This is a genomic window from Candidatus Frackibacter sp. WG13 (assembly GCF_900114655.1).
Classification (GTDB): Bacteria; Bacillota; Halanaerobiia; order Halobacteroidales; family Acetohalobiaceae; genus Frackibacter.
On sequence record NZ_FOTT01000005.1, the window covers coordinates 1 to 18342 of the forward strand.

Here is an 18342-nt window from a genome sequence, read left to right on the forward strand (position 1 = left end):
AAAGAGTATTATGGGGTATGAATTTAGATAAAGATTTAATCGAATTAATTTAATTTTTTGCCTTGCGACAGTTATTGTCCTAGGTGTTATAGTATTATAAATTTATAATACTATTGAAATAAGTTTGTGAATTAGATAAAATTAAGGTAGCATAATAAGACAATTACATAATTAATGCTTAACTTTATTAATTATGCGAGTTTCTTATTGTAATAAGTTACTTTTTGAACAAATCTTAATTTAAATCAATAAAAGGAGAGATGTAAAGATGAATAAGGTTATTTTAATTGGAAGACTTGGACAAGACCCGGAGTTGAGGTATACTCCAAATGGAGTGGCAGTTTGTAACTTTAGCATTGCTGTGCAACGACCATTTACTAATCAACAAGGAGAGCGAGATGTTGATTGGGTTGATATCGTAGTTTGGAGAAAGCAAGCAGAGAATTGTGCTAATTACTTAGCCAAAGGAAGACAGGTTGCGGTTGAGGGTCGATTACAGGTCAGAAGTTATGAAACTGACGAAGGACAGCGCCGTAGAGTCACGGAAGTTGTAGCTAATAATGTACAGTTCTTAGATTATGGACAAGGTAACGGCGGAGGAAACAATCAAGGACAGATGGCTAATGATAATCAGAGCCAAGGTGGTAAAGAGGATATCGATGTGCCGTTTTAATAATGGAGGATAGTTGAGATATAATAATCTACTGGTCTTACAGATTTAATGTAAGGTCAGTAGATTATATTTTATCAAATAATTAAAAGCGTCCTTATCTTTCTGGCGTTCATTAAACCGATAATTAATGGTCAAGGCTTTGATTTTACGGAAGTACAGATTTCTCAAGAAAAGAGATTAGATGTAGTAGTTACCTATCGTGATAAGAAGTATATAGTAGAATTAAAGGTCTGGCGAGGAGAGAAGTATCATCAAAAAGGATTAGAGCAACTACTTGATTATCTAAATAAGCAAAATGTTGATAAAGGTTACTTAGTTAGCTTTAATTTTAATAAAGGTAAGAAATATAAGAAAGAGAGAATTAAAATGAAAGATAAGGAGATTTTTGCTGTTTGGGTGTGAAAGTGAATAGTATGGAATTAATAACTGGTATTACAAATATAATTGTGGCACCAGTTTTTTAATAGAACTATAAGAAAAACATGTATTTTATTAACCTTTTTACTAAACAGACAAAATTTGTCCTAAGGTGTATGTTATTCTTAATATGAAAAGGAGATGATTAGAATGGCGACTTTAACAGCGCAGATATTAGTAGGCGGAAGCCACCCCAATCATGGAGGTATTAACCCGAGTCATTATTTGTTCTTATCGGAGAATAGTCGACCGGCCTGGATACTAACTCCAGAGAATATCTTTTCTGAGGAAAAAGAAGATAAGAAGATTGTCTGGATTCCTACTTTAGAAAACATGTTAGAAGATGCTTTATTAATGATAGGGATCTATGTATTACAGGATGAAGGGTTATGTGAATTAGCTAGAGAGTACTTTGATGATCTGGAAACAGATCATATAGAATTATATGATGATATTAGTGAGGAGAATCGAAATAAATTATATCAGCAATGTCGAAAGCTAGAGCAGAATTATAAAATTGTGATTATGAGTTTTGATGGTGATCGATTTGGTAATCAGCTTAAGGTGTTAGAAGAGTATGATATGGACGTGAGTGTATGTACGCCTAAATATACTCGCTATTATTCACGATGGCAGGATGAAGTTAAGGTTAAGGGTTCTTTGGAGTGAGTTAAATGTAATATATGAATATTATAGCAATACTATGAAATGAATCACTATAATATTCATAAGTTTAAGGAAATGTTAGATTAGCGATCAGTAAATACATTTATTTGTCAAAATAATGTTTGATTATGGTTAATGAGTATTATTTATGATTTTATACAGGAAATTAACATATGAATATAGTAGTATACTATAGGACACTCCATGATATTTATGTAAAATTTAGAGTTAGATATATAATAGTTATTCACTTGGAAATTATAGTCTTAAATAAGGAGTGGGAAGTGGTGGATTACTTAAAAGAGTTAATAGAAGAAAAATTAAATAATAAACAAGAAAAGTTAATATTTTCAGTAAAGAACCTTGCAATGAGATTATTTTCACGATGTGGGGAAGAATTAAGCAAAAAGGAAATAATAAAATTCCTAGATAATGACAAAAGGTTTCTGCAAATTAATTCAAGGCAATTTATAGTTAAAGAAGAAGTTTTAAATCTTATTTCTGATGAATTTATTAATGAATCAGAAGTTAATGAGGATTATCAAGGAGTAACTAATAGATTAATAAATGTTATAAAGTCTAATTTTCCTGTTTTTGAAATAAGCAAGAATACTATTCTTAAGAGTCTAAAGAAAAAGGCTTTAGTTAAATATAACCAAGAAAATACGGAGGAAAATGAAAATTTAGATACTGTAAAACAAGATGAAAATAGTAATCAATTAAAAAAATTTAATAAAGATACGAATGATAAGATTCAAGCAGAAATGGAGAATAGCGTCGATAGTATTTATGAAGTATTTAACAGTAGAACATATAAAATGTTTAGAAATTTTTGTAAGGCAAAAGGTATAAAGAGTATCAGAGGAATCAATAAAGATTTGCTTTTAGAATTTAGACAACAAAAAGGTATAGGGGATAAAAAAGTAAAAGATGTTAAGAATAAATTATTAAAATTCTTAATTGATAGAATAAATACTTTGAATATAAAATCAGATAGTATTTTTACAGTATTTAGGGGCAGGAAATATAGAATGTTCAGAGAGTTTTGTAAGATAAAAGGTATCAAGACTATAAAACAGATAAGAAAAGATTTGTTTTTTGATTTTAAACAACAAAGAAATATAGGAGAGAAAAAAGCAAAAGATGCTGAGAATAGATTATTAAAATTTTTAATTAATAAATACTATCGTTCCAATATAAAGAATAATAAATCTTCGAATAAATTGTACTTTGATAAAGTGCTTGAAAAGTTAAAGGAGCCAAAGGATATCAATGAATTGAAAGAAGATATTAAAATAGATGTTGATGATAATGTGTTTATCTACTCACTATTAAGTCATGGTAATATATATTATGATAATGGTTATTTGGTAAAAAAGAAGGAACCACAATTAGCTGATAGTTTACAAAAAGTTGGCATGGTATATAAATATACTAATAATAAATTAACTGATTATAATTTACAAGTGTTGATTGATGGTTTACTTAAACATTCTCACAAACCAATGACTATAGAAGAAATTGAGAAAGCTTTACTAGTATTAGATAAAAGAATTGATTTAAATGAGATCGAGGAGATATTAAATAATGATGATTCATTTAAATGTGTAAATTATAAAACTTGGATTAATAAAAATAATAAATTTATTCGACATAGTAAATATAAAGAATTTTATGGTGATTTTAAACAACAATTAGATGAAATATTAAATGATTTAGATGAAAGAAAAAAGTATATTCTTTTTAACAGAACTTTTATATCTAATAAACCAACGTTAAGTGAGCTTGGTAATGAATTTGGTCTTTCTAGAGAAAGGGTTAGACAACTAGAGAATCAAGCTATAAGACAAATTATGCATCCTCAAAGACGTTCTAGTTATATGCGTTATTTTAAATTATTAGAAAAAGTTTTTGTTGAAACAAGAGTTATGAATTTAGATGGCTTTTGGAGTCACCCAGTGATTAAAGAATGTTTTTCAAATATAGATTTGGATTTTTTAATTAATTTCTATAATGAATGTAATCATAATAAGGAACAAAAACAAATTCAATTACTTTATAATAAATATTTAGTTCATATGAAACCTCAGTATTATGAATTATTATGGAGAAGAATTAGAAATGAACTAACCACTAAAACTAATATTGCTGAATTGAAGGATATAGTTCAATTTTTTAGTAAGTTTATGATTAAGAATGAAGAATTTTTAAAAGAAGCTATATTTAGAAAGAGTAATATTATAAAAATAGAAGCTAAACTGTTAATCAAAGAAAAAAAAGTTTATGAAACAGACAAAATAAAACTAATTCTTTCTTTAATTGGAAAGCCTGTTCATTATAAACAGGTGGCTGGCTTATATAATCAATACTTTACAGAAACTACAGCACATAACATTCATTCTAAATTAAATAGTTATGATGGAGACTTTATTAGAGTAGATTCAGGCACTTATGGGTTAACCTCTTGGGATTGCGAAGAAGATATTTATGTACGTGATCTTAATTACCAGATTTTAAAAGAAGAGAAGAAACCATTGCATTATAAAGAAGTAGCTAAAAAGGTACTGGAACATAAAGAGGTAGAAGCAAGAACGGTATATCATTATCTTATTGATAATAAAAGGATATTCAATTATTCCTCTGGATTATTTGCTTTAAAAGAATGGAAAGATGATGAGAAGATTGCTAGTAAGTACCATATTAATTCATGGCGAATTAAGGCAAGTGAACAAGACCGAGTTTATGATTATTTTTTAGGGAGTTTTAATGGACGTAAAGGGAGGTTGGTAAGTTTACATAAGATTAGTAAAAAGTACTATTATGAGGATCATTTGAAAGTTTCTAAAAAGATTATTAAAAGAATGCAAATTAAAAATCAGATTAGTGGAATTGATACTAAAGGTAGGATTTATAATTTGTATTTTGATCAAGAACTAAGGGCCTTTAAAGGAATAAAGAAGTTTTTAAAAGATAATGATCTAAAAATTGGAGATTATCTTTATGTTGAATATTATAGTGATCAAATAGTTAAGTTTCATAAACAGAGTGAATATGAAGAAGATTATAAACCCATTTTAGAAACTGATCTTCATCAAGTAAATTCTAATATAGTGATTAATGAGGTTTTAAATGCTAGTAAAGCAGATATTAAAGATGGACAAAGAATTGAAATTGTTGATTTAGAATCAGCTATCGAGTATGGACTAAGATATGGTCATGTTAATTTTAATGAACTAATAAAGTTGAATTATAACCAAGAAGAAGTTAGTGATCATTTTGAAGCAATTCAATTGCTTGATAGGAAAAATATTGAAATTGTTTACGACTAAAATTAATAAAGTGATTGGTGATAATTATGAGCAATGTTAATGATGAATCTGTTAGTAAGATTATGGATGTTATTTTTGGTGGTAAAGATAAAACAAAACAAAGTATTACTGATTTAAAATCAGCAATTGAATTTGGTTTGGAGAATGGTTATGTTAACTTTAAAGACTTAATGAAGTTTGATTATGAATCAGAAGAAGTAAAGGACCAATTTGAGGCAATACAGATACTGGATAATAAGAATATTGAGATAATTTATGATTAGAGGATGACAGTTTATGAATAAAAAGATTAAAGGATTAATTGATAAACGATATAAAAGAATAACAGGTACTGATGGTATTATATCTATTGCCAACCTTCAACAGATGATCTTAGCTAAACTAGGTATTCAGGTTGATAGAATTAAGATTAAAGAATATCTAGAACAGCACCCCAATCTATTACCATTAACTGTTAATCAATTTATTTGTTATGACTATTTTAGCAATATATTTTGGAATTTTATTGCTTATAAAACTTCACTGAAGGATATAAAAGAGTTTTTAAGTGAGCTATATTCTGTATTAAAAGAGGTTAAAGTAGAAATTCTATTAGAAGCATTTTGTCCAGAGTTTTTAGAATTTATAAAAGGAGAATATACTACTCCTTTACAAGTTCGTAAGAATGAGGATATTTATACCATTAAAAGTGAAGAAGACTTTGTTGATTTTGGTATGGATTATGGTTATGTATCAGCAGATATGGTTAAAGAATATATGAATCGATATAATGTGGATGAAAGTAGTGATCAATTTGAGTTAGTTACCTATTTAAATGAAAAAAATATTGATTATTCTTCTAATAGTAATGGTGAGAAGATTTTGAAAGATGACAAAAAGTTCATTAAGAACTATTATGCTCTACAAGATGTTGAATATAGTAAAGATAATAATGTTTTATTAGTAGATTTAAGGTTAAATGAATTATTAGCTTTATTATTTTTAATGCAAGATGAGCAAAAATTAATGAAAAAACTAGAGAATGCTTCAAGACATAAGTATAAACATGACCTAGTTAGGCTTAGTTTAATAGATCAAAACTTATCGCCTACTAAGAAAGGAGAAAAATTATCAGATGCAATAATAGAGCTTATTTATGAGTATATGAATTATAAAGATATAATCACAATTAAAAAGGAGAATTATTCTATTAATGAGTTATGTAAGTCAAAACCGATTAAAAAATTGCAACATAATGAAGAGTTTTTGAATGATGCAGCTCCTTATTTAAGAAGACATTTTCTTTCTCTACCTGCTGTTAAATTATTTGTAAATTGGATCAAGACAATTAATAAGCAGGGTAAGAACTCTATGTTTGATATATTCCAATATTTGATTAAAAATGAGCATTATAGTGAATTGGAATGGCTTTTGATAGGTAAAAAACCTAGTTGTGGTTTAAAGCCAATAAGGAAAGGAACAGAAGTATGTATAAATTGCAAAAAACATGTTTCTAGTTGTTGTTTAACACCAGAGCTTAATAGCTTAAATGATAAGAAAGAGTACTTATTAAATTTAAGAAATCAAAAAATTAAAAAGTATATTGCTGAAATGAAAGAAGATAACTATGAAATGATTAAAAAGCCTATTTATATTAAGTTTTTAGCACCTTATTGTCTTGTAGTACGAGTAAAGATCTTCATGCGAAAAATCGGAATATTAAAATCGACTAATAATATTTTATATAAAGATAGTGGTAAATATTGTCCAATAGAAGATAAATGGGAGATAGATAACTATGATATTTTGGTGTGATAATTGTTCAGTTCCTATTATTGATAATCATAAATGCCCTAGTTGTAAAAAACAAATAAAAGAAATTGCTAAGGATGTCAGACCAGTTTTTTTTGAAGAAAAAGTTTTAGTAAGTTTACTTTTAGAAGAGGAGATAGTTGATAAAAGCGTATGGGCTACTAAACGCAATACGTATATCGTTAATGGGCAAAAATACAAACTTAATTATAATAAGATAAAAGATAAAAAGTGGGATTTGAATAATATTAGACAGAAACTTAAAAAAAGAATTTCAGAAACTGATAAAAAAATGAATGATTATAAATGTAAATTTATTAGAAACAATAGTGAAAGATTTGATTATATAGAGACTGAAGCTAAAAAGTATATTATGAAAGTTACAAATGAATATAAATCAAAAAATTACATTCCTGTTATTTCGTTCAGTGGGGGAAAAGATTCTACAGTTATTTCTCATTTAGTAAGGAATGCTTTATCAAAGCAAAAAATAATTCATGTTTTTGGAGATACAACTCTTGAGTTTCCTTATACATATAAATATATAAAGAAATTTATGAAAAAAAATACGTTAACCCCATTCTTTGAGCAAGCAAGCGATGAAAATTTTATGGATTTATGTTCAGTATTTGGTCCTCCTAGCAGGTTAGAAAGATGGTGTTGTACAATTTTTAAAACAAATCCTATAGGGCAAAGCATTAGCACTTTCCCTGGTAATAAAAAGGCGTTAACTTTTATGGGGATTCGCAAATGGGAATCAAGAGAACGAAGTGAATATGAAAGAACTCAAAAGAAATCAAAGATATCAAGACAAATTTCTAGTTTTCCAATTTTAAATTGGAAAGATTCAGATGTATGGTTATATATCTTATCTAAAGATGTATTATTTAATAAGGCTTATAAATTAGGTTTTACTAGAGTGGGTTGTTGGTTATGTCCAAATAATTCTGTGTGGTCTGAGTTTTTAACGAGGTTATATATGCCTGAAAAATATGAGGAATGGAGAAGTTTATTAATCAAATTTGCTAAAAAAGCTGGAAAGCCAGACTATCAAGTATATGTAGATGAGGGTTATTGGAAGGCTAGAAGGGGTGATAAAGGAATAGACACTCAATTAAAAGAAGTTGATGCTAAAGAATGTACCATAAATGACAATGCCAAAAGTTATACATTAAATAGAAAAATAAAAAAAGACTTTATAGAGTTAATAAAACCTTTTGGAGAAGTTAATTCACAAGTTGACGGGAGAAAGTTTGAATGGAAGGTGAAAAGTGATAAAACTGAATTTAAAATTACAGGAATACTTAATACTAAACTAATTAAAGTTATTCCTGATAAAGTTGAAAATATTAGTACTTTCCATAAAAGATTTTTATGTCAATTAAGAAAATATGAAAATTGCATTTATTGTTCTGCTTGTGAAAATACTTGTTCTAGCTCTGCTATAAATACAAAGAACAAAAAATACACTATAGATAACAGAAAATGTATTAATTGCAAAGATTGTATAGCTAATTTTTATAATGGTTGTTTAAAATTTGAAGCATTAAAATAGACTAGAGGTGATAAAAATGGGGTTTGCTAAACATAGAACATTTTATATAAGAGAGGGATGGTTGCCCAAAACTTTAAAACTAATAAATGAAAAACCTTATATATTTACTCCAGCAAATAGAGAAGAGGCTATTGATGAATTGGGAGTAGGTAAAACTATGGTAGCAGCTTTGCGTTTTTGGATGCAGGCTACTGGTTTAACGATAGAAGGTAGAGGAACAAAGGGGATGATTGAACAAGAAATAACTGATTTAGGTAAATTTATTTTAAATCATGACCCTTTCTTTGAAGATACAAAAACCTTATGGTTATTACACTATAAGCTAGTGACACAAGAATCTTTAGCTACAAGCTGGTATTGGTTCTTTAATTTTTATCAAGAAAATTTTTTTGACCAAACTTCTTTTATAACAGAACTGAAGGCTTATACAAAAAACAACTTAAAAAAAGAGGTTGCAGAAAGCTCCTTAAAGAAGGACTTTCACTGTTTTAAGAATACTTACCTTTATGAACGAAAGTATAGTTATCAGAATAATCCAGAAGATATTTTGACTTCTCCCTTAGTTGATTTAGAATTAGTTACTAAGAATGGGAAGCAAGGCTTTCAATTAAATATTCCTTCTTTTAATAAATTAAGTAGTGATATACTCTATTATGTGATTTTAAACCAATACTCTGTTAATGAGAATGAACAAATTTCATTTACTCAGTTATTAGAAACAGAAAATAGTATTGGAAAGGTCTTTAGATTAAAAAGAAAATCTTTATTGAGACATTTAGAATTTTTAGAAGAAAAAGGTTATTTGGAAATTCAAAGAGGGTTTGGCCATAATTTAATAACACTACACCAAACAAATAAATTTAAAGTTTTAGAAGATGCATATACAGATATAGACACTAATTATGGATTAGAGGGGATTTAAATATGACTAGACTACAGGAGATTATAAATACTGCAAAAGGATTTAAATATTCAATTAATCTTGAATATGATCTTAACGATCCACTTAAGATAGAAAATTACATACCAACTGATAAAGCAATGAAAATTATGAATGATATAGTTAATGGTTTTATATTTGAAGATGCCAATCGTTCCCATATCTTATTAGGCTCTTACGGTACTGGAAAATCTCATTTAACGATGGTATTAGCATCGTTATTATCAAAAAAAATAAATAAAATAGATAATGATATGGCATATACTGACCTCTTTTATCGCATTAGTAATTATAAACAAGATTTTGCTAATAATATTTCTCAAATCATATCAGAAAAGTACTTGATTGTTTTACCGGAAGAAGGTTTGTTTGATTTTGAGCAGAGTATTATTTTAGGATTAAAGAAGGCGTTGAAGAATCAAGGGTTAGAAAGTTATTTGCCTAAAACCTTTTATGATACTATTATTGAAAAAATTGAATTTTGGGCAGAAGATTTTCCTACGACTTATCATAATTTAAAGGAAATATTGCAGAATGAATATGAATTAACCTTAAAAGAGTTTATTTCAGGAATAAAGAAGTATGATAAGAATTATTATCATATATTTTTAGAATTACATCCTAAATTGACTGCTGGCTCTAAATTTACACCTTATAATAGGGTTAGATTAGTAGAATTGTTATCTAGTATTGAAAGTGTTTTAAAAAATTATGGGTATAAAGGGGTCTTAATTGCTTTTGATGAATTTGGTAAATTTTTAGAGGAGAATATAGATAATTTTAATATTAAAGATATTCAAGATTTAGCAGAATATTGTAATGATGAAAGTAATAAGTTAAACACTAGTTTACTATTAATTACTCATAAAAATTTAGCACAATATACAACTAATACTAAAGAAATGACTGAAGAATGGCGTAAGGTAGAAGGAAGATTTAAAAGACATAATATTACTAAACATTCTAAGCAGATTTATGAATTGATTTCTAAAGTTATTATTAAAACTAAAGATGGATGGCAAAAGTTTAAGGAATTGAATAAAGAAAATTTTAAAGATCTTATGTTTTATTTACAAGAGAGTAACTTATTTGTTGATTTAACGTTGGAGGAATTAAAAGATTGGATCTTATTTGGATGTTATCCTTTACACCCAGCAACAGCCTTTGGGTTATTTAATTTATCAAAGTTAATTGCTCAAAATGAAAGGACTTTATTTACCTTTTTATCGCAACAGGAAAAATATGGTCTAAATTACTTTTTGAAAGAGGCAGATTCTGATTTTCCCTTAGTAGGATTAGATCAACTCTATGATTATTTTTTAGATTTAATTAAACAGGAAGATGAAAATAGTAGAATTTATGGGGTGTGGAAGAAAGCTCATCGTAGTTTGCAAAAGTTAAATAATGACGAAGAAGTAGCAAAGCGGTTTATTAAAAGTTTAGCGGTTATTAATATTATTTCTAAATTTAGTCGGTTAGCTCCTACTCCTGAAAATATTAGGAATAACTTAGGCTTAAATAGAAAAAAATTCAAAGAGGTTGAAAAGCTTCTTTTAGAAAAAAAAGTGATTTTTTATCGTAAAAGCTTAAATCATTATAAGTTCTTTGATGGTAGTGATTTAAATATTAAGGCTAAGATTAAAGAAGTAAGTAAGTCCAGAAATGAATATTTTGATCCGATAGTTAAATTAAATCAGAATTATCTTTTATCACCTGTCTTAGCTCATCGTTATAATTTTAAAAATAATATGTTACGATTCTTTACATCAGAATACTTAAACATACAAGACATTACTAAAGAAAAAATAAGGGGTAGCATTCAAGAAAAATATCTTGATGGCAAAATATTTATAATTTTACCTTCCAGTCAAAATGAAATAAAAGAAGCTAGAAAAAGAATTCAAGAGATTAATCATAAGCAAGCAATCTTTCTTTTACCTAAAGAACATATGAATTGGAAAGCATTATTAAGCGAAATTGATAGTATTGAATATCTTTTGACTCAAAAAGATTTCCTTGCTCAGGATCCGATTATTAAATTAGAATTAGAATTTCATTTAGAAGAAAAGCAAGAACAATTACTAGCGAAACTAAATCAAATTTATCATCCTACTTATAACCAAGCTGATTTTTATTATCAAGGGAAGAAAATAAAATTAAAAGATAAGAAGGAATTATCAAAGTTAATTTCTGAAATTTGTAAAGAAGTGTTTACTTCTACTATGATAATTAATCATGAAATGATTAATCGTAATCAAATTACTGGAATAATGAAAAAAGTACGCAAAGATATTATTAAAAAATTATTATCAGAAAATGATTTACAATCAGAATTAGGTTTTAGTAATTTTACAGCTGCTCACACGGTAGTTCGTAGTGTTTTAGTTAAGAATGATATATTAAAAGAAGTTGATAATCAGATTAAGATAGTAGTACCTGAAACTATAGGAAACGGGCAAGGTGTAGTACAAGAGATAAAACAATTCATTGCAAAAGCTAAAGATGAAAGGGTTAATTTTAAGAATATATATGACAATCTTCAGTCAGCTCCTTATGGGTTACGGAAAGGATATCTTCCTATTTTACTAAGTGCTTACTTAAGAAAATATAGAGGTAGAATTGTAATAACTAAGAAAGATGAAGATAGAGAAATAAGACCAGCTATCTTTGATGAGATAGAAGAAAATCCTCAAGTGTTTAAATTAGGAATTGACTTATGGGATGATGAAAAAGAGAGCTACATATTAAATCTAGAGAAAATTTTCAATCAATATATAGATGATGAATTAAAGAAACGAAATAGATTAAAAGCTCTTTGGGAAGGCATGAAGAAGTATTATCGAAGCTTACCTCATTATACTCGTAATACTAATAGTTTAGCTGAAGAAACGATGATGTTTAAGAAAATATTAAATAGAGACTTTAAGAATACTCATCAGCTATACTTTGAAATCTTCCCAAATAAATTAAGTGAGAACGATTTTAATAAATTGGCAGATCAAATTGAGAATATAATTTATAAGTTAAACCAAGCATTAGATGAATTATATAGTGAAATAGTTATTAAATTAAATGACTTAAATGAGCTAAAAGTTTATAATAGTGATACAATAAAAGGTAAATTTTTTAATTGGTATCAGCAGTTACCTTCTAAAATTAAAAATCATCATTTTAATTGGCAAGTTAATAGTATTTTTGATCTAATAAAGGATTCTAATATGAAAGATAATAAGGAATTTATAAATGAATTAGCAGAGAGGTTGACTGGTTTTACTCCTGCTCAATGGAGGGATGAACATTTAAATGAGTTTTTAGCTAATATCAAAGAAATGTTTATAGAAATCAATGACTATAATCAAAATGAAAAACAACATGGAGAAGTTAAATTATCATTTATACAAGAAGGTAGTCAAAAGGAATTAAGTTTTAATCAAGAAGAAGTATCAGATTTAGGAGAAATGTTATTATCTAAAGTAAAAACTGATTTTGATAATTTTGGTCATTCGATTAGTAACAAAGAAAAACTAACAATTTTATTTGAATTGTTAAAAGAACAGTTATAGAGGGGGATAAGATATGGCAAAAAGAGATTATGAAAATGAATATTCACAACAAAGTTTTAGTTTAGAGGTCTCATATATTCTAGATTTAGTTAAGTTAGTAAAGGAACAAGAGGTTTTTACCAATAAAGATTTAGCACAAACAATGGGCATAGGTGAGCCTAAAATAACGTGTTTCATCCAATATGCTAAAATTATAGATTTACTAGATGACAAAAGAAGTATAACTAATTTTGGAAGAAAAATTTTAAATATGGAGTATAGCTATGATTATTTATATTCGTTATTATATTATAAACTTGTAAGAGGAAGTAATAATGGGGCACATTTATACTTCTCAAAAATTGTTAATGAAATATTATATGATATTTCTTTTCAACTTAATAATCAAATTTCATTGCAGGACTTAAAAATAGAAATGCTTGATCATAATATTAGGAATATTGATGAAAATGATCATTATAATTATACAAGACAAGCAATCAACACATTAAGCAACCCTAATACAGGATTCGGAAAACTAGGAATGGTAAAAAAAGTCGAAGATAATTATGAAATTTATTCTTATTGGCCTGAACCTTTAATATGTGCTTATATTATTTATGATCGCTGGGAAGAAGGTTCAGTAGCAATGAAGATAGATGATATTATACGAGGTCATTATAATTTTGGTCGTATATTCTTCCTAGATGAAGAAACAGTAATGGGGATTTTAGAAGATTTGCAACAGATGGAGTATATTTCAATAGAAACAATTGCTGGGTTAAATCAGATTAGGATCAATCCTAAAAAGTCAAAAGATGATATATTAGAGGCGATTGTTGATGAAGCATGAACTATCAACCGAACAAAAAGATATATTTAATCAGCTTAGATTAATTCAAAAAGAAGAAAAATTCTATCGGCGCAAAAATTTTATACTTCTAGGAGAATTAGGCGTTGGCAAAAGCACCTTATTAAAAGATTTAGGGAATCAAAAAGGATTTCATTACATTAACTTTACTAAGGACTATTTAGAAGAATTTCATGATAGAGGTTATGTTAGTTTTAGATATTTAACCAGTAATGACTTTTTAAAGTATATAAGTGAACAATTTTCTTTTTCGTCTTCATTCTATTTAATAGATGCTTTAGAGCCAATAATTATTTCTATTTATCAAAATGGTGGGGAAAGAATGTTAACTAATTTCTTTAATAATTTCTTCATTCAAAAACCAAGAGGTCATCTATTATTATCAATCTCTGAATTAACAAGTATAAACTTGAAAGAGATTATAATTAAAAGTGAGTTTAGTGATAGAAATCTCTTTTATCTGCAAGAAGATGAGAGTATCAGAAATGAATTAGCAGATAAATATAACTTACCTAAGGTTAAAGTTAATAACTTTAAGAATAATCATTATTTTAAAGCTTATAGAGGAGGGAGTAGTTCATAATGAAGATTAAAGACTTAGTAAGTTTAAGAAGTTTTCAGCCTGTAATTAATTTAAAATGGGCCGATGATAAGAATGAACAATTAAGTTTATTAGAGAATTATATTTTAACCGAAGACTTAGCAGAACTTTTTACAGATGTGTTAGAAACAATTACTATGAAAAGATCACCAGAAAGATGTGATCAATTAGGTGGAGATATTGATTCAGTAGATGTTCAACGTTCTCATATAATAAGTGGTCAGTACGGTACTGGTAAATCTTATTTTCTTTTGATGTTAAGTATAATTTTAGAGTTGAAAAATGATAGATTAGCAGAAGAGTTATTAGATAAGGTTAAAGAATTTACAGACTTACATTATCAATTAGATCATATAATTGATGAAATGAAGTACTTAGTTGTTAGAATCAATGGAGAAAACGAAAATGAAAAACATTTTGATGATGTAATACAAGAAGCAGTAATCAATCGCCTCCATCAAGAATTTGATAACGTAGTTCTAAAGAGTAACTATCAAAACCTTTTAGATAATTTAATTGCACATAAAGAACATGATGTTAGAAGTAAACTATTAGAAGAAGTCTTAAACCCAAAGAGTTATAACTATCAAGATTTATTAGAAGGACTAAAGGGGCATCAAAGAGAAGCAAAAGATAGGTACATAGACTTAATGAAAGAAGCAGGTTTAAGTAGTGGTGATGATTTTAAGAATTTAGAAGAATTTATTGAGGATGTTAATGAATTTTTAATAAGTCAAGGATATGATGAACTGATTATTATTTTAGATGAATTTTCTGCTTATTTAGATGCTTCGGTTGAAGCAAGACGTAGTAAGATAGATTTAGGTAATATTCAAACTTTAGCTCAACTGACTGCTCCTACTTCCAAATATAATATTTCTTTTATTACCTCAACTCATGTAGACATAAAGGAGATTCTAAATCAAGCTTTTACAAACCAAGAAGATATCAACAAGGTATTTGGTAGGTTTAAACAACGTCAAATTGCGTTCAATCAAGGAAATGAATTAATAAAAGATACTATAAAGATAGATAAGAGTAAATTTAATCAAATTAAACAAAAACATTTGGCGTTAATTACTCAATTGGAGAATCAATATGGAGTGTCAGTAGAAGATTATTATCCTTTACACCCAGCAAGTTTAATATATCTACAACCTGTAGCACAAAAATTCGCTCAAAAAGATAGAACGCTGTTTGTTTTTCTAAAAGAAGTAGTTAAAGAGAGGTATTTTAATGAAGATGTTGAGGTTAATGGTGAATTGAACTTTATCCAATTAGATGATATTTTTGATAAATTTTTACCTGCTTTTGAACAAGATCGTAATTTGATTAAAGTTTATAATCAAATGAGAGAGATAGCAGATAGTGAATTAGCAACTAAGATTAATAAAGCTTTAGTCATTAGTTATGTTTCTTTATTATCTACAGGAGCAAGTGCAAAAAGAACTGCCGGGCTTTCTAAAGAAGATCTACAAAATATATATTTTGTAGAAGAGAATCAAGTAACTAAAGCACTGGACCACTTAGTAGAAGATAATCGTAGTCATATTGTCTTTAATGATGATAAATATCAATTAGTAATTAGTAATACAGGAATAAACTTAGAGCAAGAAATATCTAAGGAAGCACAAAATGTTAATCCGTATCGAGAATTAAGGCGTTTATTAAAAGAAGAAGAGAATAGTTTAGATATTAAAAGGCAGTATAATTTAAAGTATAATAGAGGTCTTTATCCATTAAGCAGAGAGTTAGAAGGGAAATTAACTACTGCTGAAGATTTTACTGATGTTAAAGATTTAGAAGACTATTTTAGAACTAATAAGGATGGTAAACTTACATTTATAGTACCTAAATTTAATGAGAAATATAATTTAGCTGATTTTAAAAACAAATATGCACCTAAATTTCAAGAATTGCCTGCTAATGTTGCGTTGGCTTTACCAAAGAAGATATATTTTAAAGAGAAAGATCTGAAAGAATATGGAGCGATTAAAATATTAGAAACTAATGACGAGATAATTAAGAATGATGATTTAACTAAGTTATTAGGACAACGCAAACGAAAGCTTGAAGGAAAGATTAGAAATAGATTTTTAAGAAAGTTTGGTAAAGTCAATAACTTTACTTTTATATTTGGTCAAGGAATTGTTAGAGATGATATTAGACAAGATAAAGAACTATTTAAAGAATTATTATATCAATATTATGATAAGTTTCCTTTAGAGATTGAAGTAGAAAATTTTGATAGTCGGTCAGCGTCTAATTCAGTTATCAAGCGTATGATTGCTACTGGTGAAGATTTGATAAGCAAGAGTTCTAGTTCTGTTTTTCAGAAACAGATTTTTAATACTATGAAACCATTAGACCTGATTACTATTGAAGAGCAACCAGATAATTATAAGGTTAAGATGAAGATTCCAAGGGAAGAAGTAAGTCAGAAATCTTATCAAATTTGGCAGATCATTACTGATGATAATATGTCAATTGAAGAGAAATTTGAAACTTTAGAAAGTGCTCCTTATGGTCTAAATGAAGCATTAATTGAACTTTATATAGCTGTAGCTTTAGGTCTTGGTAAGTTTCGTTTGAAAGATAGGAAAGGCAAAGTTGTTACTGCTCCAAATAAAGATCATATTGTTAACATTAAGAATAGTAATTATGAGATGGAAGAAGTTCCTGATACACACGTTGGGAAGAAGGAAAAAGTGAAAGAAGTGTGGCAAATCTTATCTAAAATTATTCCAAACTCTCAATATAGAAGTTTTGACCCTCATGGTAGAAAGGAAGATAATAAATTCTTTGCTATATTGGGAAGAGAAATAAAAGCAGCTATTAATAATTTGGATAGAGATAAAGATGTTATGGAAGGTAGAGGTTTAAATACTAAACCATTAGCTAACTTAAAAGATGAATTAATAAAAGTTACTAAGAGTATGAGTCCAGAAAAGCTATATGAGAAATTAATTGAGTTAGTTGATAATCTTTATCCTGAAAAGGAATATAATGCTACTTTAAAGGAAATAGAAGATTTGATTGATAATTTAGATGTATTTAACAATAAGAAGAAAAGAATTAACCATCTTTCAAAGCAATTAGATAATTTAAAAGGGAAAATACACATACTAAGTGATTATTCTAATTTAAAGGAAAAACTAAATAATGTAAAAGAAATGTGGAGTAATTATCAAAAGGAGCCGTTTAATTTTACTCTTATTTCAGAAATAGAAGATGAACTTAAGATGACAATTGCTGGATATAATCAGAAATATAAAGAAGCACATGACGCTTATTATCAAAAGTTTGAGGATGGAAAAGAAAAAATTCTAAATGGACAGCAAGATTATATAGAATTAATAAAGAAATTTGAAGCAATTAATTTTGAAATTACTAAAGTTTCTGCATATATTAATGAATTGCATCAGTTTAAGCCTTGTGACCAATTAACTATAAATAATGACGAAGTAGCAAAATGTAGTTGTAATTTGAAAAGTTTACAGTCAGTAGAGAATAGAGCAGCAGATATTGAAAAGAAAATTAACCTTAAAAGAAAACAAATAGCTAATATATATACTAATTATATTGATGATTTTAACGCTAATCAAGGAAAGATTAATAGATATTTAGAAGAAAATCTTCCTGATAAATTAGATGACTGGAATTTTATTATTGGAGCAATTAATGATGATGCAATAGCTCATAAAGATAAATTAAAAGTTAAATTAGAAGACTTAGCTCCTGAAATTAATGAAGCACTTTCTGAAACTGAAGATGAAGAAGAAGTGCAAAAAACTAACAGAGTTAAACTAAATGAATTTATGCAGCAATTAGAGAGTAAGGTTAAGGCTTATGGTAGAAATAATATATCTTTTGCGGATATAAAGGATATATTTAACGAAGTATGTAATGAGTTGAATGACATTAAAGACTATGAAGGATTAAAACTTGGAGAGTGAT

At 27.4% G+C, this 18342-nt stretch carries 11 protein-coding genes and 1 pseudogene; all 12 read left to right on the forward strand.

Features of this window, described 5'->3' with window-relative positions; all coding sequences use genetic code 11:
- Positions 1 to 268 precede the first annotated feature (268 nt).
- Positions 269 to 673 (forward strand): single-stranded DNA-binding protein, encoded by a 405-nt coding sequence (locus BM077_RS04055; protein WP_090003447.1) that lies wholly within the window; start codon positions 269 to 271, stop codon positions 671 to 673.
- 93 nt (positions 674 to 766) lie between these two features.
- Positions 767 to 1075 (forward strand): annotated as a pseudogene (locus tag BM077_RS14185) (GxxExxY protein); the annotation flags it as partial.
- 165 nt (positions 1076 to 1240) lie between these two features.
- Positions 1241 to 1759: a hypothetical protein gene (locus BM077_RS04065; RefSeq protein WP_089748443.1), complete on the forward strand. Its 519-nt coding sequence runs from the start codon at positions 1241 to 1243 to the stop codon at positions 1757 to 1759.
- A gap of 284 nt (positions 1760 to 2043) precedes the next feature.
- On the forward strand, positions 2044 to 5085 hold the full coding sequence (locus tag BM077_RS04070; RefSeq protein ID WP_177188339.1) for a sigma factor-like helix-turn-helix DNA-binding protein: 3042 nt from the start codon (positions 2044 to 2046) through the stop codon (positions 5083 to 5085).
- A gap of 26 nt (positions 5086 to 5111) precedes the next feature.
- Entirely contained in the window at positions 5112 to 5348 is a 237-nt protein-coding gene (locus BM077_RS04075) for a hypothetical protein (protein WP_089748440.1), read from the forward strand.
- Between the two features lie 13 nt (positions 5349 to 5361).
- A complete protein-coding gene (locus tag BM077_RS04080; protein WP_089748439.1) occupies positions 5362 to 6879 on the forward strand; it encodes a hypothetical protein in 1518 nt (505 codons plus the stop codon).
- Positions 6863 to 8431: a phosphoadenosine phosphosulfate reductase domain-containing protein gene (locus BM077_RS04085; RefSeq protein WP_089748438.1), complete on the forward strand. Its 1569-nt coding sequence runs from the start codon at positions 6863 to 6865 to the stop codon at positions 8429 to 8431. Before BM077_RS04080 ends, BM077_RS04085 begins: the two co-directional genes overlap by 17 nt.
- Positions 8432 to 8447: 16 nt before the next feature.
- Complete coding sequence (locus BM077_RS04090) at positions 8448 to 9353, forward strand: DUF4007 family protein (protein ID WP_089748437.1); 906 nt, start codon at positions 8448 to 8450, stop codon at positions 9351 to 9353.
- 2 nt (positions 9354 to 9355) lie between these two features.
- Complete coding sequence (locus BM077_RS04095) at positions 9356 to 12934, forward strand: hypothetical protein (protein ID WP_089748436.1); 3579 nt, start codon at positions 9356 to 9358, stop codon at positions 12932 to 12934.
- A gap of 13 nt (positions 12935 to 12947) precedes the next feature.
- Positions 12948 to 13766, forward strand: a complete 819-nt coding sequence (locus tag BM077_RS04100; RefSeq protein ID WP_089748435.1) for a DUF4007 family protein — start codon at positions 12948 to 12950, stop codon at positions 13764 to 13766.
- The gene (locus BM077_RS04105) at positions 13756 to 14367 is read left to right on the forward strand and encodes a hypothetical protein (RefSeq protein ID WP_089748434.1); all 612 of its coding nucleotides are present in this window, start codon (positions 13756 to 13758) and stop codon (positions 14365 to 14367) included. Before BM077_RS04100 ends, BM077_RS04105 begins: the two co-directional genes overlap by 11 nt.
- Positions 14367 to 18341, forward strand: coding sequence for a hypothetical protein (locus BM077_RS04110; RefSeq protein WP_089748433.1), 3975 nt, complete (start codon positions 14367 to 14369; stop codon positions 18339 to 18341). The genes BM077_RS04105 and BM077_RS04110 overlap by 1 nt, the downstream gene beginning before the upstream one ends.
- Position 18342 lies beyond the last annotated feature (1 nt).

Bases quoted from the DNA above. Each gene is read 5' to 3' on its own strand.
- BM077_RS04105 (WP_089748434.1), top strand. From the start codon at position 13,756: ATGAAGCATGAACTATCAACCGAACAAAAAGATATATTTAATCAGCTT.
- BM077_RS04065 (WP_089748443.1), top strand. From the start codon at position 1,241: ATGGCGACTTTAACAGCGCAGATATTAGTAGGCGGAAGCCACCCCAAT.
- BM077_RS04075 (WP_089748440.1), top strand. From the start codon at position 5,112: ATGAGCAATGTTAATGATGAATCTGTTAGTAAGATTATGGATGTTATT.
- BM077_RS04080 (WP_089748439.1), top strand. From the start codon at position 5,362: ATGAATAAAAAGATTAAAGGATTAATTGATAAACGATATAAAAGAATA.
- BM077_RS04100 (WP_089748435.1), top strand. From the start codon at position 12,948: ATGGCAAAAAGAGATTATGAAAATGAATATTCACAACAAAGTTTTAGT.
- BM077_RS04090 (WP_089748437.1), top strand. From the start codon at position 8,448: ATGGGGTTTGCTAAACATAGAACATTTTATATAAGAGAGGGATGGTTG.
- BM077_RS04085 (WP_089748438.1), top strand. From the start codon at position 6,863: ATGATATTTTGGTGTGATAATTGTTCAGTTCCTATTATTGATAATCAT.
- BM077_RS04055 (WP_090003447.1), top strand. From the start codon at position 269: ATGAATAAGGTTATTTTAATTGGAAGACTTGGACAAGACCCGGAGTTG.
- BM077_RS04110 (WP_089748433.1), top strand. From the start codon at position 14,367: ATGAAGATTAAAGACTTAGTAAGTTTAAGAAGTTTTCAGCCTGTAATT.
- BM077_RS04095 (WP_089748436.1), top strand. From the start codon at position 9,356: ATGACTAGACTACAGGAGATTATAAATACTGCAAAAGGATTTAAATAT.